Annotated in this window: 26 protein-coding genes and 2 pseudogenes; 15 read left to right on the top strand and 13 right to left on the bottom strand. The window is 68.0% G+C overall.

What is annotated here, in order from left to right:
- The first annotated feature begins 8 nt into the window (after positions 1-8).
- From K3G64_RS20730 to K3G64_RS20720, 3 genes are read left to right on the top strand one after another with little or no spacing between them, the layout of a single operon-like run.
- Positions 9-422: a nuclear transport factor 2 family protein gene (locus K3G64_RS20730; protein WP_238886989.1), complete on the top strand. Its 414-nt coding sequence runs from the start codon at positions 9-11 to the stop codon at positions 420-422.
- Between the two features lie 53 nt (positions 423-475).
- Positions 476-949 (top strand): FAS1-like dehydratase domain-containing protein, encoded by a 474-nt coding sequence (locus K3G64_RS20725; protein ID WP_238950878.1) that lies wholly within the window; start codon positions 476-478, stop codon positions 947-949.
- The gene (locus tag K3G64_RS20720; protein WP_238950876.1) at positions 949-1,362 is read left to right on the top strand and encodes a MaoC family dehydratase; all 414 of its coding nucleotides are present in this window, start codon (positions 949-951) and stop codon (positions 1,360-1,362) included. The genes K3G64_RS20725 and K3G64_RS20720 overlap by 1 nt, the downstream gene beginning before the upstream one ends.
- Here the strand turns inward: K3G64_RS20720 and K3G64_RS20715 are convergent.
- Positions 1,354-2,811 carry an aldehyde dehydrogenase gene (locus K3G64_RS20715; RefSeq protein WP_238886988.1) on the bottom strand — a complete coding sequence of 486 codons (1,458 nt, stop codon included), beginning with the start codon at positions 2,809-2,811 and terminating at the stop codon, positions 1,354-1,356. The two genes, K3G64_RS20720 and K3G64_RS20715, sit on opposite strands and share 9 nt — an antisense overlap.
- A gap of 88 nt (positions 2,812-2,899) precedes the next feature.
- On the opposite strand from K3G64_RS20715, the gene K3G64_RS20710 reads away from it, so the two are divergent.
- Entirely contained in the window at positions 2,900-4,216 is a 1,317-nt protein-coding gene (locus K3G64_RS20710; RefSeq protein ID WP_238950874.1) for a carotenoid 1,2-hydratase, read from the top strand.
- 191 nt (positions 4,217-4,407) lie between these two features.
- A pseudogene (locus K3G64_RS25715) lies at positions 4,408-4,692 on the top strand (class I SAM-dependent methyltransferase); the annotation flags it as partial.
- Positions 4,693-4,966: 274 nt separating this feature from the next.
- Here the strand turns inward: K3G64_RS25715 and K3G64_RS20705 are convergent.
- Both K3G64_RS20705 and K3G64_RS20700 read right to left on the bottom strand, forming a co-directional pair.
- A complete protein-coding gene (locus tag K3G64_RS20705) occupies positions 4,967-6,253 on the bottom strand; it encodes an HNH endonuclease signature motif containing protein (RefSeq protein ID WP_238886987.1) in 1,287 nt (428 codons plus the stop codon).
- A 108-nt stretch (positions 6,254-6,361) separates the two neighbouring features.
- Positions 6,362-7,498 carry an aromatic ring-hydroxylating oxygenase subunit alpha gene (locus K3G64_RS20700; protein WP_238886986.1) on the bottom strand — a complete coding sequence of 379 codons (1,137 nt, stop codon included), beginning with the start codon at positions 7,496-7,498 and terminating at the stop codon, positions 6,362-6,364.
- A gap of 138 nt (positions 7,499-7,636) precedes the next feature.
- On the opposite strand from K3G64_RS20700, the gene K3G64_RS20695 reads away from it, so the two are divergent.
- On the top strand, positions 7,637-8,722 hold the full coding sequence (locus K3G64_RS20695; protein ID WP_238886985.1) for an esterase family protein: 1,086 nt from the start codon (positions 7,637-7,639) through the stop codon (positions 8,720-8,722).
- On the opposite strand, the gene K3G64_RS20690 is transcribed toward K3G64_RS20695, so the two are convergent.
- Positions 8,647-9,063, bottom strand: coding sequence for a hypothetical protein (locus K3G64_RS20690; protein ID WP_238886984.1), 417 nt, complete (start codon positions 9,061-9,063; stop codon positions 8,647-8,649). The two genes, K3G64_RS20695 and K3G64_RS20690, sit on opposite strands and share 76 nt — an antisense overlap.
- Positions 9,064-9,168: 105 nt before the next feature.
- On the opposite strand from K3G64_RS20690, the gene K3G64_RS20685 reads away from it, so the two are divergent.
- Genes K3G64_RS20685 through K3G64_RS20670 form a run of 4 tightly spaced genes read left to right on the top strand, consistent with a single transcriptional unit; the run spans position 9,169 to position 11,237 of the window.
- A complete protein-coding gene (locus K3G64_RS20685; RefSeq protein ID WP_238886983.1) occupies positions 9,169-9,966 on the top strand; it encodes a nuclear transport factor 2 family protein in 798 nt (265 codons plus the stop codon).
- Positions 9,967-10,024: 58 nt separating this feature from the next.
- Positions 10,025-10,207: a hypothetical protein gene (locus K3G64_RS20680; RefSeq protein ID WP_238950873.1), complete on the top strand. Its 183-nt coding sequence runs from the start codon at positions 10,025-10,027 to the stop codon at positions 10,205-10,207.
- A gap of 60 nt (positions 10,208-10,267) precedes the next feature.
- Entirely contained in the window at positions 10,268-10,840 is a 573-nt protein-coding gene (locus K3G64_RS20675) for a hypothetical protein (RefSeq protein WP_370647006.1), read from the top strand.
- Positions 10,841-10,871: 31 nt separating this feature from the next.
- Positions 10,872-11,237, top strand: a complete 366-nt coding sequence (locus K3G64_RS20670; protein WP_238886982.1) for a DUF732 domain-containing protein — start codon at positions 10,872-10,874, stop codon at positions 11,235-11,237.
- On the opposite strand, the gene K3G64_RS20665 is transcribed toward K3G64_RS20670, so the two are convergent.
- From K3G64_RS20665 to K3G64_RS20655, 3 genes are all read right to left on the bottom strand, one after another.
- Positions 11,234-12,001: an SGNH/GDSL hydrolase family protein gene (locus K3G64_RS20665; RefSeq protein WP_238886981.1), complete on the bottom strand. Its 768-nt coding sequence runs from the start codon at positions 11,999-12,001 to the stop codon at positions 11,234-11,236. The genes K3G64_RS20670 and K3G64_RS20665 overlap by 4 nt on opposite strands.
- A 73-nt stretch (positions 12,002-12,074) precedes the next feature.
- A complete protein-coding gene (locus K3G64_RS20660) occupies positions 12,075-12,383 on the bottom strand; it encodes a hypothetical protein (RefSeq protein ID WP_238886980.1) in 309 nt (102 codons plus the stop codon).
- Between the two features lie 200 nt (positions 12,384-12,583).
- Positions 12,584-13,396, bottom strand: a complete 813-nt coding sequence (locus tag K3G64_RS20655) for a hypothetical protein (RefSeq protein WP_238886979.1) — start codon at positions 13,394-13,396, stop codon at positions 12,584-12,586.
- Between the two features lie 44 nt (positions 13,397-13,440).
- Here K3G64_RS20655 and K3G64_RS20650 point away from each other — a divergent pair, with 44 nt between their 5' ends.
- The 3 genes from K3G64_RS20650 to K3G64_RS20640 all read left to right on the top strand — a co-directional run bounded on the left by K3G64_RS20650 (position 13,441) and on the right by K3G64_RS20640 (position 15,604).
- Positions 13,441-14,751 carry an NAD(P)/FAD-dependent oxidoreductase gene (locus tag K3G64_RS20650; RefSeq protein ID WP_238886978.1) on the top strand — a complete coding sequence of 437 codons (1,311 nt, stop codon included), beginning with the start codon at positions 13,441-13,443 and terminating at the stop codon, positions 14,749-14,751.
- A gap of 33 nt (positions 14,752-14,784) precedes the next feature.
- A complete protein-coding gene (locus K3G64_RS20645; RefSeq protein ID WP_238886977.1) occupies positions 14,785-14,976 on the top strand; it encodes a hypothetical protein in 192 nt (63 codons plus the stop codon).
- 136 nt (positions 14,977-15,112) lie between these two features.
- The gene (locus tag K3G64_RS20640) at positions 15,113-15,604 is read left to right on the top strand and encodes an NUDIX domain-containing protein (RefSeq protein WP_238886976.1); all 492 of its coding nucleotides are present in this window, start codon (positions 15,113-15,115) and stop codon (positions 15,602-15,604) included.
- 67 nt (positions 15,605-15,671) lie between these two features.
- Here the strand turns inward: K3G64_RS20640 and K3G64_RS20635 are convergent.
- The 5 genes and pseudogenes from K3G64_RS20635 to K3G64_RS20615 form a co-directional block, all read right to left on the bottom strand.
- A pseudogene (locus K3G64_RS20635) lies at positions 15,672-16,040 on the bottom strand (nuclear transport factor 2 family protein); the annotation flags it as partial.
- A complete protein-coding gene (locus tag K3G64_RS20630) occupies positions 16,037-16,912 on the bottom strand; it encodes an LLM class F420-dependent oxidoreductase (RefSeq protein ID WP_238886975.1) in 876 nt (291 codons plus the stop codon). The gene K3G64_RS20630 and the pseudogene K3G64_RS20635, both read right to left, overlap by 4 nt.
- Positions 16,909-18,336, bottom strand: coding sequence for a serine/threonine-protein kinase (locus K3G64_RS20625; protein ID WP_238886974.1), 1,428 nt, complete (start codon positions 18,334-18,336; stop codon positions 16,909-16,911). The genes K3G64_RS20630 and K3G64_RS20625 overlap by 4 nt, the downstream gene beginning before the upstream one ends.
- Positions 18,337-18,358: 22 nt before the next feature.
- Positions 18,359-19,459: a PDR/VanB family oxidoreductase gene (locus K3G64_RS20620; protein WP_238886973.1), complete on the bottom strand. Its 1,101-nt coding sequence runs from the start codon at positions 19,457-19,459 to the stop codon at positions 18,359-18,361.
- Positions 19,459-20,358 carry a metal-dependent hydrolase gene (locus K3G64_RS20615; protein WP_238886972.1) on the bottom strand — a complete coding sequence of 300 codons (900 nt, stop codon included), beginning with the start codon at positions 20,356-20,358 and terminating at the stop codon, positions 19,459-19,461. The genes K3G64_RS20620 and K3G64_RS20615 overlap by 1 nt, the downstream gene beginning before the upstream one ends.
- 95 nt (positions 20,359-20,453) lie before the next feature.
- Here K3G64_RS20615 and K3G64_RS20610 point away from each other — a divergent pair, with 95 nt between their 5' ends.
- Both K3G64_RS20610 and K3G64_RS20605 read left to right on the top strand, forming a co-directional pair.
- Entirely contained in the window at positions 20,454-21,299 is an 846-nt protein-coding gene (locus K3G64_RS20610) for a lysophospholipid acyltransferase family protein (RefSeq protein ID WP_238886971.1), read from the top strand.
- Between the two features lie 87 nt (positions 21,300-21,386).
- The gene (locus tag K3G64_RS20605) at positions 21,387-21,821 is read left to right on the top strand and encodes an SRPBCC family protein (protein ID WP_238886970.1); all 435 of its coding nucleotides are present in this window, start codon (positions 21,387-21,389) and stop codon (positions 21,819-21,821) included.
- 4 nt (positions 21,822-21,825) lie between these two features.
- Here the strand turns inward: K3G64_RS20605 and K3G64_RS20600 are convergent, their stop codons facing one another.
- Positions 21,826-22,242 carry a hypothetical protein gene (locus K3G64_RS20600; protein ID WP_238886969.1) on the bottom strand — a complete coding sequence of 139 codons (417 nt, stop codon included), beginning with the start codon at positions 22,240-22,242 and terminating at the stop codon, positions 21,826-21,828.
- Between the last annotated feature and the right edge of the window lie 8 nt (positions 22,243-22,250).

Here is a 22,250-nt window from a genome sequence, read left to right as displayed (position 1 = left end):
GAGCAGAGGTGACGCTGACGTACCAACAGCAGTACGTGCTCGACGGACTGGCCGCGCGAGCGGCGATCCTCAACCTGAACGCGCGGTACAACCGCCTGTATTCGGCGGGTGACATGATCGGGTGGCTCGCGACCTTCCGGCACTCGGGCGCGACGTACACCCGGGGCGGGCAGTCGTTCACCGACCTGAGCGCTGCGTTCGACGGCGGTGACGGGCAGCGGTTGATCACCGTCGACCACGACGTCACGGTCGACGGTATCGAGGCGTCGCAGCAGTGTGTCGCACTCCTGTTGCATGGCAACGTGATCCGCTCCACCGGCAGCTACACTGATCGACTCGTCTACGAGCGCGGCGGATGGTACTTCACCTCGCGCGATCTCGTCTGGGACGCGGTGCCCCGCGAGAGCGCGCTACCGGTGTGAACGACCCAGTCCGGTACGACCTCGCTTTCGGCAGCTATGACGACGCCCTGCGCATGGTCGGCACGCGCACACCGCCGAGGTATGCCGGGACCGCGGTGAGCGCCGCGCGCATCCAGCACTTCGCCGCGACGGTGCGCGACCGCAACCCGTCGTACTGGGACGACGAGTTCGCGCGCCTGCACTGGGGTGGGCTGATCGCTCCGCCCGCGCTGTTGATGGGCTGGCTGATACCGCCGCCGTGGCTGCCGGACGGCCGGGTACCGACAGCAGCGATCGCGATCCGCGTGCCGTTGCCCGGCACCACGTTCATCAACGCCTCCAACGAGGTGGAGTTTCCCTGCCCGATCGTCGAGGGCGATCGGTTGTCGGTCGTCGAGGAGGTGGTGTCGGTGTCACCGGTGAAGCGGACACGTCTCGGCGCCGGCCATTTCGTCGAGACCTGCGACCACTTCCACCGGGCGGACGGGACGCTGGTGGCCGTCAACCGCAATACGCTCTTCCGGTTCACGCCGGAGGGCGACCGGTGATGCACGACGTCCGGTGGGACGACGTGACCGTCGCCACCGACCTGCCCGAGGTCGTCGACCCGATCGATTATCAACGCGTGGTGATGAACTCCGGTGCGACCTGGGACTACTTTCCGGCACACTTCGACCCCGATTACGCCCAGCGGCACGGTCATCCGAGGATCTTCGTCAACACCATGCACATCGCCGGTTTCGTCGATCGGGTCGCGACCGACTGGGCGGGGCCGTGCAGCCGGGTCGTCCGGCGCAAGATCACGCTGCTCGGCTCGATCTACGCCGGTGATTCGATGGTCGGACGGGGCCGTGTGGTGGCCAAACGCGCGGGCCGACTGGTCGATCTGGAGATCACCGTGTCCAACCAGCGCGACGAGTTGTGCTGCCCGGCCGAGGTCACCCTCGAGCTGTCAGGGTAGTTGCGGAAGCGGGTCGGCACTCACGGTCGTCTGCAGTTCGACGTACTCGGAGAGTCCCTCGGCACCGAACTCCCGACCGATGCCGGATTGTTTGAAGCCGCCGAAGGGCATGGTGGTGTCCAGCGTGTACATGTTGATTCCGTAGGTGCCCGTACGGATCTGAGCGGCGATCTCCAGACCGTGAGCGACGTCGGCGGTCCACACCGAGCCGGCCAGTCCGTAGTCGGTGTCATTGGCGATTCGGATCGCCTCGCGTTCGTCGGAGTACGTCAACACCGTCAGCACCGGACCGAAGATCTCCTCCCGGGCGATGCGCATGTCGTTGGTCGCGTCGGTGAACAGGGTCGGCTGGACGTACCAGCCGCGTTCGTACGGAGCGTCCTTGCCGCCGAGCACCATTCGGGCTCCCTCCTCGAGGCCGGCCTGAATGTAGCCCTGCACCCGCTGCTGCTGCCGCTGGGCGACGAGCGGACCCACGTCGGTGGCTTCGTCGGTCGGGTCGCCCACCTGCAGCCCCGACATCATCTCGGCCAGCGCGTCGACGAGTTCGTCGTGGCGCCGATCGCTCACCAGAATCCGGGTCTGCGCGACGCAAGCCTGCCCGTTGTTCATCAGGCTCGCCATCTTCAGGTGGCCGACGGTGCGGCCGATGTCGGCGTCGTCGAGCACGATCGCCGCGGACTTGCCACCCAGTTCCAGGCTGACGCGCTTGAGTTGTTCGCCGCAGAGTGCCGCGATGTGCCTGCCGGTCGCCGACGACCCGGTGAAGGAGATCTTGTCGACTCCGGGATGGCGAACCAGGCTCTCGCCGGTCTCGCGTCCGCCGGGGATGATGGAGACCACGCCGTCGGGCAGGTCGATCTCCTCGATCATCTCGGCCAGCCACATCGCGTCGATGGGCGTTTCGGGCGCCGGCTTCACCACCACCGTGCAGCCGGCGATGAGTGCCGGGATCAGCTTCGGCATGATGAGGAACTGCGGCACATTCCAGGGCACGATCGCCCCCACGACGCCGACCGGTGCCCGACGGATGTGCACGTCGCCGAAAAGGCCCTTGCGCCGCTCGACCCAGGGGTAGTCCCGCGCGGCCACCAGGTTCAGGTGCATCTGCGCGACGGCGCCCGCGCCCTGCCCGAGCCTGCTGAAGCTACGCGGCGACCCCATCTCGGCGGTGATGAGATCGGCGATCTCGTCGGTATGGGCGCTGTAGACGGCGGCGAGTTTCTCGATGTGGGCGATCCGGTCGGCCACACTCATCCGTGGCCAGGGCCCGTCGTCGAATGCGGTCCGCGCCGCGCGCACCGCCCGGTCGACGTCCTGGGCTGCGGCTTCGGGCGTCTCGCCGATCTGCTCCTCGGTGTGCGGAGAGATCACCGGCAGCCGCTGTGCGGTGGCCGGCTGTTGCCATTGCCCGCCGATGAAAAGGCGGTCGTAGACAAGAGATTTCATGACCGCGCCTCCGTTCCGTCCCGGCGTCGCCGCCTGCGGGGCTAAAGTTGCTATTACTATAAACATGGAGCGCGGAGGTATGGCCACGGTGGGTGCGGACTGGCGTCGTTATCCGTTCGCGCTCGTGCCCGGCGACCCGCAACTCGACTTTCCCGCCGCCGAAGCAGATCACCCCGACTTCGAGTCCGATACCTGGTTTCTGGCCGGCGAACTCGACGCTGACTCCGGGCGTCGGTTCGCGTTCCTGTCGATCTTCAACGAGAACCGGCCAGGGCAGTCCATCGCCGCGGACTTCTACACCCTGGCGTTGTTCGACCTCGACCGCGGCACCTACGCGTCCTATACCGATTACGACATGCCACCGGCGAACACGGCTCCGGGAGCGCAGCCGAAACTGGGCGTGGCCCGGGGTCATCTCGAGATCACCTACGACAGCCCTTGCGGAACGGCGGAGTGGGTGACGGTTCGCGACGAAACAGGCGAGTTGGTCCCGTACACCTATGACGTCGCCTTCGTCGGCGCCGACCCAGTCACCGGGGATCAGATGAAGCTGGATCTGCGTGTGCGCCCGTCACGCGCGCCGGTGCCGCTGGGCGCCGCGGCCCACAACGGGCGGATCGACTGTTTCGGGCAAGCCGGCACGTATTCGTACTTCCAGACGGGCATGTCGATGTCGGGCACGCTGACCTGGGGGGCGGTGTCTGAGCGGGTGTCAGGCACATCGGGCCATGTCGACCGGCAGTGGTTCCCACGCGTGGCCAACGCGGGCGGTCCGGACGGTGACATCCGCTGGCGGGCACACGAGTGGCGCACCATCAACCTCGACAACGGAGTGGACCTCAGCATCTGGCGGCAGTTCGACCGCGCTGATCGCAATGCGCTGCAACCGTTCTCGGGGGCAACGACAAGCTGGCCCGACGGTGGCCCGGAACCGGAGTTCGCCGACGACGTCGAAGTCACGGTGCTGAGCCACGTCCGGTGGCCGGAGTCGGTACGGACGCTGGTTCCGCCGCCCGCCGCGGCGAGGTACCTGCCTGACCGGCACCGGCTCGTGTCGCGCCGGCTCGGCCTCGACCTGACCGGCGAGCCGCTGGTCGCAGCGCCCGCGCATGCTTTGCCGCTGGAGTACATGGAGGGCCCGTACCGGTATCGGGGAACGTTGGGCGGTGAACCGGTCACCGGTTTCGCCTTCTACGAGCGCTCACTGGCGCTGTACCGCGACTGGGAGCTGGTCGACGTGCTGGCGGCGGAGGTGGGGGAGGACCGGGTCGCTTCGGTGCGCGGTCTCGTCACCGACGGCCGCCGGGACGAGGCCATCGACCTGTTGCAGAAGGAGATGCAGAACTGCGGACCCGTCATCGACCGAATCGTCGACGATCTGGTGTCGGCGCTGCAACGCCAGTGACATCGGGCCTGTCGCGGTAGCCTCGATCGGTGAGTGCGGCCGAATCTCCCGCCGGTAAGGGAAGCGAGGCAGCATCAGCTCGGGGTGTCCAAGCGGCCTACGACGCTGTGGCGGAGGACTACAGTGCTGCCTTCGGCGCTGAGCTCGATGGCAAGCCGCTGGACCGCGCATTACTGATCGCCTTCACTGAAATGGTCGGGGCCGGGAGAATCTGTGACGTCGGCTGTGGTCCCGGGCATGTCACTCGGTTCCTGTCAGCACACCATGCTGACGTCATGGGCCTGGACCTGTCGTCGGCGATGGTCGCGATCGCGCGTCGGAAGGCACCCGATCTGACGTTCGACGTGGACACGATGTTGGATCTCCCGGTGGCAGACGCCGCGTGGGCGGGCGTCGTTTCCCTGTACTCGATCATTCATCTGACTCCGAGCGAGAGGGCTTCTGCCTGTCGTGAGTTCGCTCGTGTCATACGGCCAAACGGTTGGCTGCTCTTGGGGTTTCATGTGGCCAGCGCCGAGTTCCCGGCGGGCTCGGTCAATCACTTGAACAGTTGGTTCGGCAAGAGCGTTGAGCTCGACGGGTATTTCCTTGACCCGGACTACGTGGCCGCCGAGGTCTCCGCTGCGGACTTCACCGTTGAGGCACGGATCGAGCGACAGCTGCCGGCCGCGAGTATCCCAGCCGCCGTTGTTACATACTCGCTCAACGCTGATCCCGGACACGGCCGCTCCAACCGAGCACCACCGCGACTCAGTTGTTCGTTGGTGGTTGGGGTTGGTAGGGGTCGTACCACCACCATTGGGCCCGTTCGCCGAGGGGTCCGGGGTATGGGGGCACGTCGGGTGGGGGTTGTGTGGGTGGGCGTGCCAGGGATCCGGGGTGCAGGGGCTCGCCGTCGTCGTCGAACACGGTGATCGTCGGTGCGGGTCCGAGGATGGTGATCAGGCCGCAGTGGTGCATGCGGTGGTGGTAGGGACAGACCAGCACCAGGTTGTCGAGTTCGGTCGCTCCGCCGTCTTCCCAGTGGATGATGTGGTGGGCGTGCAGTCCGCGGGTGGCCCCGCAGCCGGGCACCGCGCAGGTGCGATGGCGGAACTCCAGCGCGCGGCGCAGCCGGCGGCTGATCTGACGGGTGGTGCGCCCACAGCCCAGGGTCTGCCCGTCTTTTTGGAACCAGGTTTGGTAGGTGGCATCACAGGTCAGGTATCGGCGTTCGGCGTCGGTGAGCAGCGGACCCAGATGCAGCGCCGCGGCGCGTTTGTCGACATCGAGATGCACGACCACGGTGGTGTGCGCACTGTGGGGGCGCCGGGCGGCCTCGGCGTCCCAGCCGGCCTCCACCAACCGCATGAACCCGTCCCCGACGGTGGGAAACGGCAGCACCTGACCGCCGCCCTCGCACTGCTCGCCAGCACCGTGCTCGCCAGCACTGTGCTCATCGTCGTTGTGGTCGCGTTTCCACTCACCGATGAGCGCCTCGTGGTGGGACTGCAGGGCGGCGTCGAACGTGGCCACATCCGGGTGCGACAACCGGATCCGATAACACGCCCCGTGGGCATCGGAGGTCTTGCTGATCGAACGCTCAGGTCCGCGCCGCGGTGCGGGTTCAGGCTCGGGGCGCGGTTCCAAACTGATCGCTTTGCGCAGCTGGCTGACCGTGGCCACACCGGCCAACTCGACGTAGTGGGCATCCGAACCCGCACCGGCTTTCTGGGCGATGACCCCGACCTGATCCAGTGACAACCGGCCCTGCGATAGCGCCTGGGTGCAGCGGGGGAACTCCTCCAAGCGGGCCGCGATCGCGGCCATGGTTTTGGCGTTGGCCTCGGTGCAGCCGGTCTTCCAGGCCACCAACCCCGCCAACGAGCGCACCCCGGTCATACCCCACAACCCGTCGCGGTCGATCTCGGCCACGATCTGCACCAGCCGCCCATCGATGGCGTTGCGCTGCCCACACAACTCGGCCACCTCCTCGAACAACACCGCCAACCGCTCCTTCGGCAACACCGAAGCATCGCAGTCGGCCGTCGAGGACATGACCCCATCATGACAGCGGGGTCTGACAAGTTTCGGGCAACCGGGCTCGATAATCCTGGCGGGCAATGCCGCTCAATCAAGCCGTCGTGTCGCTGCCGAAAATGAGCCTTATCGGTCGACTGCGGTGGCCCAGGTGGTGTGCCGGTGCTGCAGACCCGGTTCGTTGCGGCCGAAAACGAGGTGGTCACGTACACCGGACGCGAGATTGGCCTGCAATGTGGTGACGAGGGCGTAGTCCTCGTCACGAACGGTGGCGTGCGCGTAGTCGAAGACGGCCGCCGCCCCGGCGGCCACAGACTCCTCCGACACATCCAGCGGAGTCGAGTTCTGATGAACGGTGATCGACCGGCCCGGACCGTCGCCGGGATACACCCGGAACAGCTCCCCGTTGGCGATCGTGCACGACAGGACGATGTTCGGGAACAGCGCGTAGATCACCACCATGTGGTGCAGCGGGTCCCAGCGTTCCTCGGGGACATCCTCCAGCTCGAGAATGCCGTTGAGCGGGAACACAAGCCGGTGGTGCGGACCGAACGAGTCGAACACGGTGCAGTTGCTGCGCGCGATCGTCGCGAAGGTGTTCCTGTGCACCGTCGCGAAGTGATAGTTCTCGGCGAACGTGTCGATCGCGAGCTTCCAGTTGATCGGGCAGTCGAGAACTTTCTCGCCCAGCGGCGACCAGTGTCCGATGCCCCAGGCTTCTAGTTCGCCGGCCAGGGGTCCGAGGAACGCCGGAATGTCGAGCGCCGCGTCGGAGTCGAGCGATATCCAGAGGAAGCCGGCGCATTCGGCCGCTGGCAGTTCGGCCAGTTTCGCTGAGCCGGAACGGGTTTGCGGGAATCCCTCCTTACCGGGCACGCCCGTCAGCGTGCCGTGCAGGTCGTAGCTCCACGAGTGGTATGGACAGGCCAACCGGCGAGCGGCACCGCAGCCGTCGGCGACCCGAGACTGGCGGTGCAGGCAGACGTTCTCGAATGCCCGTACCACCCCGTCGCCCGCCCTGGTGATCAGGACTGAACGCCCCATCACCGTCTTGGTGCAGTAGGTGCCCGGGCGGGGCAACTCCGACGAGTAGCCAACCAATTGAGGCGAGCGCATCAGCAGCGCGACGTCCTGCCCGTGGCGCTGCGCGGAGGTGTATGTGGCTGCTGCCACGGCCAATTCGGCCGGCATCAGGTCGGTCGTGTCGTCGCGGGCGAGTTTGAGTGCCCGCCGCGTCAGATCGATCAGGTGGTCCCGGTCCATCAACGGTCCTCGGTCGGAAGTCGGCTATCTGATTGTTTTTATGATGATAACGCAAGTGCGTCCGAAATTAGCTGGTGACCGCCGTGGCGGGCGTATCCTCCGCTACGGGTCGGGCCGATGGTGCGATGGAGGTAACCGATGGCACGAGTGGGGATGGCCGGCCGAGTCGTGCGGGCCGCCGCCGGCGTCATGATGGCCGCGCTGCTGTCGGCAAGCCTCTGCGTGACCGCGGGAGCACCAACGGCGGCGGCGTTCTCGAGCCCGGATCTGCCCGTCGAACAACTCGACGTGCCGTCTTCCGCGATGGGGCGCACGGTGCGCGTGGAATTCCTTTCCGGGGGAGCCGGTTCGCCCGCGCTGTACCTGCTGGACAGCATGGAGGCCGGTGACGACTTCAACGGCTGGAACATCAACACCCAAGCGTTCGACTGGTACAACGGCACGGGGATCTCGGTCGTCATGCCCGTCGGCGGCAAGTCCAGCTTCTACAGCGACTGGTACGCCCCTGCCAAAGGCAGTGGCGGGACCGTCACCTACAACTGGGAAACCTTTCTCACCCAGGAACTTCCGGCGTGGCTAGCGGCCAACAAACAGGTCCGTCAGAGCGACAACGCCGTCGTCGGCTTCTCGATGGGCGGATCGGCGGCGCTGATCCTGGCCGCTTACCATCCGCAGCAGTTCAGCTACGCCGGTTCGTTGTCCGGCTTCTTGAATCTGTCCGCACCGAACGGACCGGGCCAGGTCAGGGTCGCGATGATGTGGAACGGCGGCTTCGACCCCGGCGCCATGTGGGGCCCGCCGAGTGATCCCGCGTGGGTTCGCAACGACCCCACCATGCAGGCGGGGCGGCTTGCCGCCAACGGGACCCGCGTCTGGATCTACTGCGGCGACGGCACACTCACCGATCCCGCACTCGCCAGTCCGGACGCGCCGATCGCCGGACTGGGGTTTCTGGAAGGCTTCGCGATCGACTCCAACCGCGCCTTCGTCGACGCCTACATCGCCGCGGGCGGGGACAACGGCGTCTTCAACTTCCCCGAGGGCATCCACAGCTGGGGCTACGCCGGCCAGCAACTGCAGCAGATGAGGCCCGACATCCAGCGTGTGTTGGGAGTGACACCCGCCGGTGATACCCGGCGGACGGAACCTCAGGCGTCGTCGGCCGGAGAAGCGGCGCCGTCGGACGTGCCCGAGGCGTCCAGCACGCTGACCGCGATGCCGTAGGGCAGGAAGCGCACGCGGCGGGTCGGGTCGGTGTTGTCCTTGTTCGCCCGGAGCGCGTCGAGTTCCGTCGGGTAGACCTGCTCGATGTGGGCACCACCGTCGTCGTCGACGGTGTAGATCGCCCACACGCCGTCGCCGGCCTCGCCGGTGGTCTCCGGCTCCCGGCGGGGGCGCGACGAGCGGGTGAACTCGTCGAATAGATTCACCCAGCCCGCGCGTTCGCCGGGCGTGCTCAGGAACTTGCCGAGACCGTCGAGCGCGTCTCGCAGACCCTCGCCGGCCTCGCGGACGACGCGGTCGAACTCATCGGGGTCGAAGCCGAAAGGTCCGCTGCTGCTCATGGTGGTTCCTCCTTCAACCGTGCACCGCCGCACGGCGCTGACCCCCAGTGTGCCCGCAGGTGCCGAAGTAGTCGACTGAGGCCAGCCGGGGTGGTAGGCACACTTATGGCCATCTCACCGGCGGACGCGCTGGCCGCCGTCGAGCGATCACCCGCAGCGTTCACCGTCCATGACCGGCAGGCGTGGGTCGACGCCTTCACCTCCGACGGCGTCGTCGAGGACCCGGTCGGTTCGCAGCCGCACCGCGGAACGGGCGGACTCACCGCGTTCTACGACACCTTCATCGGTCCCCGCGACATCACCTTCCACCGTGACGTGGACCTGGTGGTGGATTCCACGGTCATCCGCGACCTCGAACTCGAGGTCGCCATGGCCGCAGGGCTGACCATGTACATTCCGGCCTATCTTTGTTATCGACTCGCCGATGACCGCGGTGAGGTGAGAATTGCCGAGCTGCAGGCGTTTTGGGAGCTGCCCGCCATGGTGGGGCAGTTCGCGCGCAGCGGTGCGCGGGCGGTGCCTGCCGGGCTGCAACTCACCCGGGATCTGCTCGTGAATCAGGGCCCCGCCGGCGCGGTGGGCTTCCTTAGCGGCTTTCGCGGCACCGGCGCCCGCGGCAAGCGGCACTTCCGCCAATTCCTGACCGACGCGCGGGTCGGAGACGAGGTGGCGATGCGCCGTTGGCTCGGCAAGGGCGCCCGCATCACCGCAGGCGACCGCACCCCGATGAGCAGCGCAGAACTGCTGACACGGCTGGTCGGCGCGCAACCGCGCAAGGTCATCGCGTCGGGCCACTGCCTGGTCGCCGGCATCGACCGCAGCGACGGTCGCGATGTGCTGATCGCCGACGTCGCGGCCAAGCCGTTCGCGATCGAACGGATCCGCTACTTCTCCCAGGCCTGACTCGCCGACCGTCGCCGAGCACCGTTTGAGCACGTCGGCCGCGGGTAACCCGGACGGCATGACCCCGGGCGACGATGACCAGCGGAGCGAACAAGACGTCGAGGACGACAACAAGGTGGCGGCGTCGCGCGCCGGCAAGGACGGCGACGAGGACGGCAGCTACGTTGGCCAGACCTTCAACGATGACTCCCTCGACACCGGCGAGACCGGCGCCGAGGCGCGCAGCGAGGGCGGCGGCTAGCGGCGCGTGGTCTCGATTCGGTCGCGTTGACCACGGGGGAACAGGGGGACGTGAGACGGTATGGGCACCATGTCCGCCGATGACGAGATCACCTACGAGGAGTTCGGTCGCAGGTTCTTCGAGATCGCGGTGACCGAGGACCGCGTCGGCGATGCGATCGGCGAGATCGCAGGCGATGCGTTCGAGATGGGGCCGATGGCCCAGGGGCCGGGCAAGCTCGCCAAGGTCACCGCCAAGGTCCGGGTCCAGAAGCCCCGCCTGAAACGCCAGGTCGGGCCGATGATCACGTTCGCGATCCGCATCCCGCTGGAGATCGACATGATCGTCGACCTGCGGATCGACAAGCCGAAGTTCATGGTGTTCGGCGAGATCGCGCTGCGCGCCACCGCGCGGGCCGCCGAGCCGCTGGTGTTGATCTTGGATGTGGAGAAACCGCGGTCATCGGACATCTCCATCCACGTCACATCGCAGTCGCTGCGCGGTGAAGTGCTGCGGGTGCTCGGTGGCATCGACGCCGAGATCAAGCGGTTCATCTCTGCGCACGTGGCGGGGGAGATCGACAGCCCGGCGTCGCAAAAGGCGAAGATCATCAATGTCGCGGACATGATCGACGAGACCTGGACCGGAGTCTGACGAGTCCGATCCGAGCGCGTACGATTCGCGGGTGCTTCGCAAACCAGCCTTCGGCCTCGCGCTGACCACCGCCATGATGACCGCCGCTGCGGTCGTGGCCAGTCCTGCGCAGGCCGACCCCGTAGAAGACGCGTTCCTGAACGCGGTCACCGAAGCCGGCGTCGCGATGGGCGATCCCGGCAGCGCGGCGAGCATCGGCCAGCAGGTCTGCCCGATGCTGTCCGAGCCCGGTCAGAACGCGGCCGACGTCGCGGCCGAGGTCGCCGACATGGGCGGCATGTCCCTGGGCCCGGCGACGATGTTCACCGGCATCGCGATCTCGATGTTCTGCCCGGCGGCGGTCTCGGCGATCGGCAGCGGTCAGTCGCCGATTCCGCTTCCGTTCCTGGGAATCTAGGCCGGCAGACTGCCCAGGCGGGGCCGCTTGGGTCCCCGACCGCCTCCCGCGGACCGGCCCCGCGCGTAGCGCCACAACCACGGCACCAGCATGTTCTGCGTCCAGAGCGCCTGCGAATGGGCGAGTTGGCGCAGTGTCGGCTGCACCGGCCCATCGCACTGCGCCCAGTCGTGGTTGCTGCCGGGCAGGCCCAGTGCCTCCGCGGCCGCGGCGGTGAACAGGATGTGACCCCTCGTCGAGCCGTGGATGCGGTCGGGACTCCAGATCTCCGGATCCGACATCGACGGAGCACCGTAGAGGTCGACGAGCCGAAAGCCGTGTCGCTCGGCGGCGGTCCGGATCTCGTCGTTGATCCGAAGCACGCGTGACTCCAGCATGCGGCCGATCGGCAATACCTGGGCCAGGTCCGGGAAAGTCGTGGTCACGATCGTCGCGCCGGAGTCTGCCAACCGGTTGTGCAGGGTGTCGAGGTCTGCCAGCGCGCGATCGAAGTACGGCCCCGGACGCGTCACATCGTTCATCCCGATGCAAACGGTGATCAGGTCCGGCCGCATGGCCAGCGCAAGCGGTAGCTGCTCGACGAGCAGATCGAGAATGCGCCGACCGCGTACGGCGAGGTTGGCGTAGCTCAAGCCCGGCTGGTACGAGTCGATCAGCAGCGCCAGCCGGTCGGCGAAACCGATGAGACCGCGGTCGTCGTCGCCGTCCCACAGTCCCTCGGTCTGGCTGTCCCCGATAGCGACATAGCGCGAGTACGCGGCCACATCGGCACTCTAGTCGCGCAGTACGAAGCGAGGGGCACACCCGTTCGGATGCCCCTCGCTTCGCGGTGCCGTGCTACTTGACGTCGACGTAGACGACGCGCTCCTGGACCGTGGTGTAGTTGTGGCTGCTGCCGATCAACGGGGCGCCGGCGTCGATCATGCTGAAGGTCTGGCCCTGCCGGATACCGACGACCTCGGCCTGATCGAGCGGCGCATTGCCGAGCCGGTTGACGATCACGGTGTAGCCCTGAGCGCGCAGCTGGCCGATGGTCTGCTGGGCGTTGTCGCTTCCGGTGGGCGCCGAGGCGGCCGGGGCGGCCAGCCCGATAACTGCAGCGGCCAGTCCGCTGGCGACAGTGGCGGCGAATCCGATCTTCTTCATCTCACGTGCCTTCTTTCGGATGTGGTTCGAGCCGCGGAGCGAATGACGCGGTTCGGACGCGGCGTTCCGGCTTCTCGAGCATTCGTGCCGGTTCTGACGGCTTAAACCCACAGGTGACAGCATTAATTCCGCTGGCAGTAATTGACCGGCGGCTGGCAGGAATCGATTGTCGGTGGGTGACGAAAGGGACGCTCAGCTAATCAGAACAGGCGGCCGAGCCAGGTCAGGTTCAACGGCCCTCCAACGGCGCTCAGCTGAGTCATTACGTCTTCCAATCGGGTCCGGGGCACGTCGATGCGCCACTCCGGCACCACCGCCGACAGCCGAACCACGCCCGGCGCGAAGCTGACGCCGGTGAGCAGCACACCGTGGGGCAATTCCGGGAGGTGGACCGGGTAGGCCGGAGTGCGCCGCGGCAACCGCCAGCGCGACCGGCGCAGGACCAGTTCCCGCGGGTCGAGCCACAGTGTCGAGCCGTCGAGACGAGCGTCGACCTCGAGGTGACCGGCCGAGGGCCGGCGCGCCAGCCGCAGCCGTGCGACGCCGTCGGTCCCGACCTCGCCGATCAGGCGGGGCGCCGCCCAGCGGAACAGGTCGGCGAGCACCGGTGCGGGCACCTCCAGCGTCAGCTCGACGGGGGCGGCCACGAGGACCGGGGGAACCGTCGGGCGCATGTGAACGTTGTGCAGAACCGCGGTGGCGTGGTCGAACTCATTTGTGGCCCATTGGATGTCGCGGGCGGCGAGCCGGATGTCGTTGAGTTGGCCGACCGACAGTGCGCGCACATCGAGCCTCGAGTCGAACTCGGTGACGGTGAGCGTGAGATCACCGCGGTCCAGGCTGACGGTCAGCCGCCTGCCGACGACCAATCGCCGGACGGTCATGAACAGAGTCCGGTACGCGGCCGCCGCTCCGCTGTTCATCGGGGCCACCGCCGCGGTCGACCACAGCGCCGACAGCATGTCGATGGGCCGGAAGGGATCGAATCGGCGCAGCGAGCGCGGGCGCGTCATGGCTCAAGCATCCCGCCTCTCGACCATTCCGTACAGTGGGGCCGGTGACGTCCGTGGTAATCGTCGGCAGCGGGTTCACCGGATTCGAATGCGCCCGGCACCTGGCCAAGAAGTTCCGCAAGCACGGCGCCCAGATCGACATCTCGATCATCTCCCCGGTCGACTACATGCTCTACACCCCGCTGCTACCCGACGTCGCAGGCGGCCTGGTGGACGCCCGGTTCGTTGCGATTCCGCTGGCCAACACCCTGCACGGGGTACAGGCGATCCGCGGCCGGGTCGACGGCGTCGACTTCAGCGACCGCACTGTGACGTTCACCGATCCCGAGGAGCGCTCGCGGGTCCTGCCGTGGGACAGGCTGGTGCTGACCCCCGGATCGGTCACCCGATTGTTCGACGTGCCCGGGCTGGCCGAGCATGCCCGTGGGCTCAAGTCGACCGCCGAGGCGCTGTATCTGCGCGATCACGTCCTGCAGCAGCTGGAGCTGGCCGATGTCGACGACGACGCGGGCCGGGCGGCGGCCCGGCGGACCATCGTGGTGGTCGGCGCGTCGTACTCGGGCACCGAGCTGGCCGTGCAGCTGCGCGCGCTGGCCGATTCGGCGGCCAAGCAGATGGGCTTCGACCCGGACTCGGTGAACTTCGTGCTGCTGGACATGGCCGAACAGGTGATGCCGGAGGTCGGCGAGAAGCTCGGCGCCGCCGCGCAGCGGGTGCTGCGGTCGCGGGGCATCGACGTGCGGCTCGGCGTCACGCTCAAGGAAGTGCACGCCGAACACGTTGTCCTCAGCGATGATTCCTTGATCCGCACGCACACGGTCGCCTGGGTCACCGGGGTGACCGGTGCACCGCTGATCGAGAAGCTGGGCCTGCCGACGGAGAAAGGCCGGCTGAAGGTCACCACGGAGTTGGAGTTGCCCGGCCAGCCAGGCGTGTTCGCCGCAGGCGACGCGGCCGCCGTGCCGGATGTGACACAACCCGGTGCGATCACCCCACCGACCGCGCAGCACGCCACCCGACAGGGAAAGGTGTTGGCGCGCAATGTCGCTGCGAGTCTCGGTTACGGAAAGGCCAAGCGGTACAAGCACCGCAACATGGGCCTTGTCGTCGATCTCGGCCCGCGCTACGCCGTGGCCAACCCGCTCAACATCCAGTTGTCCGGCCTCGCGGCCAAGTTGGTGACCCGCGCCTACCACGTGTACGCCATCCCGCGGGGAGTCAACCGGTGGGCCGTGACGCTGGCGTATCTGACGGACCTGTTCTGGGACCGCTCCGTTGTCTCGTTCGGACTCTCGTCGCAGGAGGATGCCCGGTTCTCGGCGAGCGAGGGCATTCCGATGACCAAAACCGACTGATTCAACCGCCGCTCTGGGGGGAACTGAAATCCCATGGCTACCTACCGTGTGTTGAACCCCAAGGGCGAAGTCGTCGATACCAAGGACATCGAGAGTGCCGACGATGCGCACGCCTGGTTCGTCGACCAGAAGGCCGAACCTGAACTGGGCTGGCGCATGGAGGTCAAGGATGAGCAGGGCGGCTGGGCGTTCTTCGACAGCAGCGAGGGCGACCGCAAGTACTGACCACTCGTCGACCGCAAGCGACCGCAGTCTTGCGGCGAACACAGCGTGTCGACGTACGACACGGTCGCTCGCGGGGGGATTGAGGCGAAGGGGAGTGGGGCCCAGGGAAGTGGGGCCAGGGGAGTGAGGGTCAGGAGTGCCCAAGTTGAGCGCCGGTCTACTTCTGTACCGGATGGGCGAGGACGGCGTCGAGGTGCTTCTAGGGCACCCCGGCGGGCCGTTCTGGGCCCGCCGGGACGACGGTGCGTGGTCGATCCCGAAAGGGGAGTACGCGGCAGGCGATGATCCGTGGGTGGTCGCGCGCCGCGAGTTCGAGGAGGAGACCGGCAAGCCGCCACCCGAGGGGCCGCGCATTGACCTCGCCGAGGTCAGACAACCCGGGGGCAAGCTCGTCACCGCCTTCGCGGTGCGGGGCGACCTCGACTTGGCGGGCACCCGGTCCAATACCTTCGTGTTGGAGTGGCCGAAGGGGTCGGGCAGCTTCAGGGAGTATCCCGAAATCGACCGCCTGGTCTGGTTTCCCGTGGCGCAGGCTCGGTCGAAGCTGTTGAAGGGTCAGCGGCTCCTGCTCGACCGTCTGCTTGCGGCAGTCGGAGCCGGTGAACAGGACGGGTCTCGATCGCGTTGATGGTCAGCTTGCGGCCGTGGATGCGCCAGCCCGCCCGCGTGCGCAAGTACTCGTCGTCGTAGCGCAGGTGCCACACCAGGTCGGTGGCCCTGCCCTGGTCGACGCCACCGGAGATCGTCCAGTGGTGCGCGATGCAGGTGATCCGGCCCAGTGCGTAGTTCGGCTCGTCGCATGCGGCGTAGACCTCACCGACGATCGCATGCTCGGTGCGGGCCACGCCGGACATCGCTGCCAGACCGGCCATCGCCGCCCGTACCCCCTCGCGGCCGTGGTGGCGGCGCACCGGCTCCAGCGACCGCGGCGGGTCCGGCAGCCGCAGTTCGGCTGTCTCGGTGAACAATTGGACAACGTCCTCGAAGCGGCGGTCATCGACGGCCGATGCGTACAGGTGTACCAGGTCGGCCACCGCCAACCGGTCCGCCGCCCCGAGGGTCATGCCGTGAGCCCCAGCCGTTGCGCGCAGGCGGACAGGGCGTCGCAGGCCTCGGCGATGTCGGCGGTCGCCGGCATGGCCAGGACCAGCCGGTCCGCGCCCAGCGCCTCGAGTTTCGCAGCGCGGTCGGCGTCGACCTTGGTCACCAGGTGGCCCAGCGAGAGCTCCAGCACCTCCGGGTCGCGCCCACACCGCAGCGCCTCCTCGCGCATCAGCGCGACGAGGTCGGTGAGGTCGGCGCCGCCGACACCGAGCGGCTGGAATCCGTCACCGAGCCGTCCCGCCCTCCTGGCCGCGGCCCGACTGTGCCCGCCGATATGGATCGGCACCGGGGCGGCCGGTTTCGGGTAGCTCATCGCGTTGGCGAAGCGGAAGAATTCGCCGTCGTGGTCGGCGCCGCCCGGGCGGTCCTCCCACAGCAGCCGCATCACCGCGATCTGTTCGTCGGCGCGGCGGCCGCGGGTGGCGAAGTCGGCGCCGCAGGCCTCGATCTCCTCCTTGAGCCAGCCCATCCCGACGCACAGGCGCAGCCGCCCGCCCGAGAGGACGTCCAGCGTGGCGATCCGTTTGGCGAGCACGACGGGGTGGTGGTTGGGCAGCACCAGCACGCCGGTCGCCAACCGCAGCCGGTGGGTGTGGCCGGCCAAGAAGGCAAGCAGGTCAAGAGGATCGGGCACCGCGCAGTCGGCGGGTAGTTCCACCCGGCCGGAGCTGTCGTAGGGGTACACGCTGGTGTAGTGCGACATGAGCACGGTGTGCTCGACCGCGACGACCGACTCGAACCCGCACCGCTCGAGGTGCTGGGCGAACTCGGCCATGAACGCCGGGTTTCCCGTGACGCCCGCCGCGACGGGTGCGATGACGGCGTATTTCATGGCAGCGACGGCAGGCCGTTGCTCTCGCGGATGTCGCGCCGGCACTCGCGGCGGGTCTGGCCCGTCTGCTGCATGCAGACACGCACCGGGGACTCCTCGGCTAACGGCAACACCTCGTCGGTGGGCTCGGCGGTGATGGTGGGGCTGGGTATGTCGCCCTCGGTGAGCGACCAGATCGATGCGCCGGTGGTCTGCAACGTCGAGCAGTAGGCGGTGGACCCGTCTTCGGTTGTACCGGTGCTGCCCACCGGTGAGCAGTCGGCGCCGATCACCGCGGCGGCCGGTGCCGTGGTGGTCGGGGCCGTCGTGGTGGTCGGGGCCGTCGTGGTGGCGGTGGGGGGCGGCGCAGGCGCTTGTGGCGGCGGCAAGGCCCGCAACGCCGAGGGGGTCGGCGCGGGCGCGGAAGTCTGCCTCACCGCGGCCTCCTCTTCGTCGGCGCGGCGCAGTTCCGCGAGCGCGAATGCGACCGCAGCGACGAGCAGGACGGCGAGGACCGCGGGGACCAGCACTGCGGCGCGAATCGGCGACCGTTTGGACGGGGTGGCGATCGGCACCTGCCGGGTGCTGTCGTCATCGTCGGCGGCGACGCCGAGCTGGTGGCGCAGCGCCCTGGCGAAGTCCGCGCATCGTTCGAACCGGTCTTTCGGGTCCTTGGCGAGCGCTTTGGCCATCACCGGATCCAGACCCGCGAGGTCCGGGCGCCGGGCGCCGATCGCAGGCGGCGCCGCCGAGAGGTGCTGACTGATCACCACGGCCGGGTTGGAGTGCGCAAACGGCGGCCTACCGGTCAGCAGGTGAAACGCCGTGGCGGCCAGCGCGTACTGGTCGGCGCGGCCGTCGAGCCGCTCACCCATCAGCTGCTCGGGTGCGGCGTAGGAGACCGTGCCGACCGTCATGTTGGTCGCGGTGAGCCCGCTGATGTCGTTCGCCCACTTGGCGATTCCGAAGTCGGCCAACAAGATTCGCTGATCGCCGGATTCGGGATGGGCGAGCAGGATGTTGGCCGGTTTGACGTCGCGGTGCAGCAGGCCGCGCTGGTGGGCGTAGTCGAGCGCATCGGCCACGGCCGCGACGATGGCCGCGACCTCGCGTTGCGGCATGCCGTCGGGGTGGCTGTCGCGCAGCAGCCGAGCGGCGTCGGTGCCCTCGACGTAGTCCATCGAGATCCAGATCTGGCCCTGGTGGTCACCGCGGTCGTGGACGCCGACGATGTGCGGATGCCAGAGGGTGGCGGCGATGTCGGCCTCGCGGTTGAACCGCTCGCGGTACTCCTCGTCGGCAGAGACCGAGGCGGGCAGCACTTTGAGCGCATCGCGGCGTGGCAGCCGAGGGTGCTGTGCCAGGTACACCTCGCCCATGCCGCCGGAACCGAGTTGTCGGACGATGGTGTATCCGGCGAACGTCGCGCCATCGGCCAGCGGCATGGGCGAATAGTACGAGAAGCGGCTACAGGTCGAGCGTCAGTTCGGTTCCCTGTACCCCACGCGAGACACAGATCAGCATGTGCTCGTCTCGTTCCGGCTCGGTCAGCAGCGTGTCGCGGTGGTCGACGGCGCCGGCCAGCACCCGGGTCCGGCAGGTTCCGCAGAAGCCCTGCTGACACGAATACGGCGCGGACACGCCGGCGCGGTTAAGCGCCGCCAACAAGGTCTCCTCGGCGCCCACTCGCACGCTTCGCCCACTCGAGGCGACCGTCACACCGAATTCGGTGCCGTCGACGACCGGCGGCGCAGCGAACCGTTCGAAGTGCAGTTCGACGTCGTCGCGGCCGACCAGCCGGGCGCGGATCGCCGTCAGCATCGGCGCCGGGCCGCAGGCGTAGACCGCGGTGCCCCCGGGACAGTCACCGAGGAGCTCGGCAGCGCTCGGCAGGCCGTCGACCTCGTCGGTGCGCACGGTCACCCGGTCGCCGAACGCCGCGACCTCGTCGACGAACGGCAAGCTGTCGAGGCTGCGGCCGGCGTACACCATCGACCAGTCGACTCCGAGCCGCTGCGCGAGGGCCAGCATGGGCAGAATCGGCGTGATCCCGATGCCACCCGCGACGAACCGCAGTTGCCGGGTCGGCGACCCGAAGCCGGGCACCGTCATCGGGAAGGCGTTGCGCGGGCCGTGCGACGTCACCGTTGCGCCCGGCTGCAGGCCGTGCATCTCGACCGACCCGCCGCCACCTGCGGGCATACGTCGCACGGCGATCCGATAGGAATCAGTGGCCGCCGCATCACCGCACAGCGAGTACTGACGGATCAGCCCGCTGGGCAGGTGGACGTCGATGTGCGCGCCCGGATGCCAGCGGGGCAGCGCACCGCCGTCGGCTGCGGTGAGGGTCAACGCCACCACGTTGTCGTCGTGGGCCACCACCTGCCGGTCGGCCACGCGCAGGACGAGGCTGTGGTCCCGCTCGGGCGGCGGAGCCACCCGGCGGGTCGCGGCGGCCAGCGCATCGAGGCCGGAGATGACCGCGTCCGCCAAGCCCAGCGCCAAAAACGGCCGGTCCCGGCGCAGCGGGTTGCCCGGCAACTGCCGGTAGCGCTGCCGCAGGCCCATCAAAGGTGAGCGGCCCGCGCGGCCGGCGAGGTGGCCAGGTAGGCGACGGCCTGAGCGGTCGAGCCCATTTCCTCCGGCGAGAAACCGGGCCGGAAGTAGGTCAGGGTGTTGGCTCCGAACAGGGTCCGGAACGTGGGCAGCAGACCCAGCTTGGAGTCCTGCATCCGCAGCCGCTGCATCTGCAACCACCCGATGTCGCTGGTGGGGTCCGACTTGAGCAGATACCAGGTGCCGCGCTGGAAGAACGCGAAGATCATGGTCGCCGCCGTCACCATGGCCCGGATGCGGTCAGGGTAACTGTCGTGGAAGTACACCGCCGTGTCGTGGGCGACGCAGCGGTGCTCGACCTCCTCGCTGCCGTGCCAGCGGAAAAGGTCGACCATCGTCGGGTTCGCGTTGTGCTCGTCCCAGCTGGAGTTGAGCGCGAAGTCACCCAGCACGGCCGTATAGTGCTCGATCGCCGCGATGAACCACAACCGCTCGCAGAGGTTGTTGAGCCGTCGCTCGGGATCGGTGGAATCTGTTGGCGCCAAGACCTTTTCGAAAATGTAGTCGACGGCGTCCAGCATGGGCGCCGGGTCGACGCCGTTGCCGACGAGGAACTCCTCGATGACGTGGTCGTGCGCGGCGGCGTGGGTGGCCTCCTGGCCGACGAACCCGCGGATGTCGTCGGCGAGCTTGGGATCGGCGACCAGTGGCAGCGCCTCGTTGTAGGTCTTGACGAACCAGTGCTCGGCCGCGGGCAGCACGACGTTGAACAGGTTGATCATCGTCGAGGCGACGGGGTGTCCGGGGATCCACTCCAGCGGAATGCCGGTCAGGTCGAACTTGACCTGGCGGGCCTGGATCTGCACGGGACCCGGGTCGATCTCGCGATCGAAGCGGCGGGGTCGCAGCATGTCAGCCTCCTGTCGAAGCCTTGTGTACCGCAGTCTAGGAGAACTAGGTGGGAACGCAGGTTTCAGGTTCGCTCGCCCTGTCAATATGACGTTGCATGGCGGGGATCGACGACGTTCTCGGATGGGCCAAGGATCAGGTGGCGGCCCGGGTCCCCAAGGCCGACCTCGACCAGCGCGACGCCGACTACATCCGCGAGCAGTTGCCGGGCCTGTGGTTGTTGGCGTCCCTGTACTTCCGCGCCGATGTCCAGGGACTCGACCGGATCCCCGCCGACGGGCCCGTGTTGCTCGTGGGCAATCACAGCGGCGGCAATCTACCGCCGGACACCTTCGTCTTCACGCTCGCGTTCTGCTCGTACTTCGGCGTCGAGCGGCCTTTCTACCAACTCGCGCACAACCTCGTCGTCTCGATGCCGGGACTGGGATCACTGCGCAAGTTCGGCACGGTGGCGGCCAACCACGACAACGCCACCATGGCGCTGAAGTCGGGCGCGGCGTTGCTGGTGTATCCCGGCGGGGACTACGAGGTGTTCCGACCGTCCTGGCAGCGGCACCGGGTCGACTTCGGCGGACGCAAGGGCTACGTGCGGCTCGCCCGTGAGGCCGGGGTGCCGATCGTGCCCGTCGCCAGCGTCGGAGGCCAGGAGGCCGCGCTGTTCCTCGACCGCGGGCAATGGCTGGCCAAGCTGTTGATGGTCGACAAGATGGCGCGGTTGAAGAGCGTGCCCATCCTGCTGGCGCCGCCGTGGGGCCTGGCCGTCAGCGACATGGTGCCGCGGCTGCCGCTGCCCACGAAGATCGCCATCGAGGTGCAGGATCCGATCGATGCCGACGACATCGCGTCCAGCGAAGACGACGTCATCAACGACAAGGTCCTCAACAGCCTGCAGAGCGGCGTGGACCGGCTGGCGGCGAAGCGACGGCTCCCGGTGATCGGCTGATGTGGGCCCACGCCCGAAGGGCAGGGGACGCTTGCGCCAAGAAGAGAGCGAACCGATGAGCGCCTGCGCGAAGAAGAGAGCGAACCGATGAGGGTCCAACGGCAGTGCGTCATCGACGCGGACCGGGACACGATCTGGAAGGTGGTCAGCGATCCGGGCTGCTATCCGCAGTTCATGGCCAGCCTGAACCGGTTCGAGACGCTCAGCGACGACCCGGCCGGGTTGGGCGCGCGCTACACCGTGCACTGGAAGGTGGGTTCCGTGCCGATCGGCGGCACGGTCGAGGTGGTCGAGTTCGACCCGCCCCGCGAGCTGTCGTGGACCGCGCTGACCGGCGTTTCTCAGCGTGGCCGGTTCCGGCTTCGCGAGACCGACGACGGACGCACGAAGGTCACTTTTCGGTTGGCCTACGAGTCGGCTGGCAACGTGCTCGGACTGATCGCCGACCGAGTGGCCGCGCGTCAGGTCGGCCGCAATATGAGCCGAACGCTGGTCAACCTGCGGGAGATGGTCGAGGGCTGACGCGTCAGCCGGGTGGCGGCGCGCCGGCGCCGGGTGCGCCCTGGATCGGCACGACGGGCGTCGGGGTGACCGTGGTGATGCCGTTGCCACCGACCGTCGGGCCACCGGCCGGACCCATTTGCGCGATCTGGTCGACGGCGTTCTGGCTGCAGTCGAGCATCAGCAGCATGCGGCCGCCGGAGGTGACCTTCTGCTGGTCGACCAGGCACTGCGCCTGCGGCAACTCGCTGCCGAACGAACCGCCGAAGTAGGCCTTGATGCCGTGCTGCTTGAGGATCTGCAGTGCCTTGTTGTACGGCTCGCCGACCACGCTGTAGTTCGGCTGGGACATGGCTACGCCCGAACCCAAGATGCCGGCGCCCACCAACGCCGCTGATCCGACGGCCACGAGTCCACCGCTGAACACAACAAGCTTCTTCACGTGATCTC

Origin of the sequence: Mycobacterium sp. IDR2000157661, assembly GCF_022317005.1 — a bacterium.
In the GTDB taxonomy this organism is placed as follows: Bacteria; Actinomycetota; Actinomycetes; order Mycobacteriales; family Mycobacteriaceae; genus Mycobacterium.
The sequence above is the reverse complement of the archived record's forward strand: the minus strand, read 5'-3'. Positions and strand labels throughout refer to the sequence as shown.

What these genes read in the sequence shown, in the direction of transcription:
- K3G64_RS20725 (WP_238950878.1), top strand. Translation starts at nt 476, where the DNA reads ATGGTCGGCACGCGCACACCGCCGAGGTATGCCGGGACCGCGGTGAGC.
- K3G64_RS20720 (WP_238950876.1), top strand. Translation starts at nt 949, where the DNA reads ATGCACGACGTCCGGTGGGACGACGTGACCGTCGCCACCGACCTGCCC.
- K3G64_RS20715 (WP_238886988.1), bottom strand. Translation starts at nt 2,811, where the DNA reads ATGAAATCTCTTGTCTACGACCGCCTTTTCATCGGCGGGCAATGGCAA.
- K3G64_RS20705 (WP_238886987.1), bottom strand. Translation starts at nt 6,253, where the DNA reads ATGTCCTCGACGGCCGACTGCGATGCTTCGGTGTTGCCGAAGGAGCGG.
- K3G64_RS20700 (WP_238886986.1), bottom strand. Translation starts at nt 7,498, where the DNA reads ATGGACCGGGACCACCTGATCGATCTGACGCGGCGGGCACTCAAACTC.
- K3G64_RS20695 (WP_238886985.1), top strand. Translation starts at nt 7,637, where the DNA reads ATGGCACGAGTGGGGATGGCCGGCCGAGTCGTGCGGGCCGCCGCCGGC.
- K3G64_RS20690 (WP_238886984.1), bottom strand. Translation starts at nt 9,063, where the DNA reads ATGAGCAGCAGCGGACCTTTCGGCTTCGACCCCGATGAGTTCGACCGC.
- K3G64_RS20685 (WP_238886983.1), top strand. Translation starts at nt 9,169, where the DNA reads ATGGCCATCTCACCGGCGGACGCGCTGGCCGCCGTCGAGCGATCACCC.
- K3G64_RS20680 (WP_238950873.1), top strand. Translation starts at nt 10,025, where the DNA reads ATGACCCCGGGCGACGATGACCAGCGGAGCGAACAAGACGTCGAGGAC.
- K3G64_RS20675 (WP_370647006.1), top strand. Translation starts at nt 10,268, where the DNA reads ATGGGCACCATGTCCGCCGATGACGAGATCACCTACGAGGAGTTCGGT.
- K3G64_RS20660 (WP_238886980.1), bottom strand. Translation starts at nt 12,383, where the DNA reads ATGAAGAAGATCGGATTCGCCGCCACTGTCGCCAGCGGACTGGCCGCT.
- K3G64_RS20655 (WP_238886979.1), bottom strand. Translation starts at nt 13,396, where the DNA reads ATGACGCGCCCGCGCTCGCTGCGCCGATTCGATCCCTTCCGGCCCATC.
- K3G64_RS20645 (WP_238886977.1), top strand. Translation starts at nt 14,785, where the DNA reads ATGGCTACCTACCGTGTGTTGAACCCCAAGGGCGAAGTCGTCGATACC.
- K3G64_RS20630 (WP_238886975.1), bottom strand. Translation starts at nt 16,912, where the DNA reads ATGAAATACGCCGTCATCGCACCCGTCGCGGCGGGCGTCACGGGAAAC.
- K3G64_RS20625 (WP_238886974.1), bottom strand. Translation starts at nt 18,336, where the DNA reads ATGCCGCTGGCCGATGGCGCGACGTTCGCCGGATACACCATCGTCCGA.
- K3G64_RS20620 (WP_238886973.1), bottom strand. Translation starts at nt 19,459, where the DNA reads ATGGGCCTGCGGCAGCGCTACCGGCAGTTGCCGGGCAACCCGCTGCGC.
- K3G64_RS20615 (WP_238886972.1), bottom strand. Translation starts at nt 20,358, where the DNA reads ATGCTGCGACCCCGCCGCTTCGATCGCGAGATCGACCCGGGTCCCGTG.
- K3G64_RS20610 (WP_238886971.1), top strand. Translation starts at nt 20,454, where the DNA reads ATGGCGGGGATCGACGACGTTCTCGGATGGGCCAAGGATCAGGTGGCG.
- K3G64_RS20605 (WP_238886970.1), top strand. Translation starts at nt 21,387, where the DNA reads ATGAGGGTCCAACGGCAGTGCGTCATCGACGCGGACCGGGACACGATC.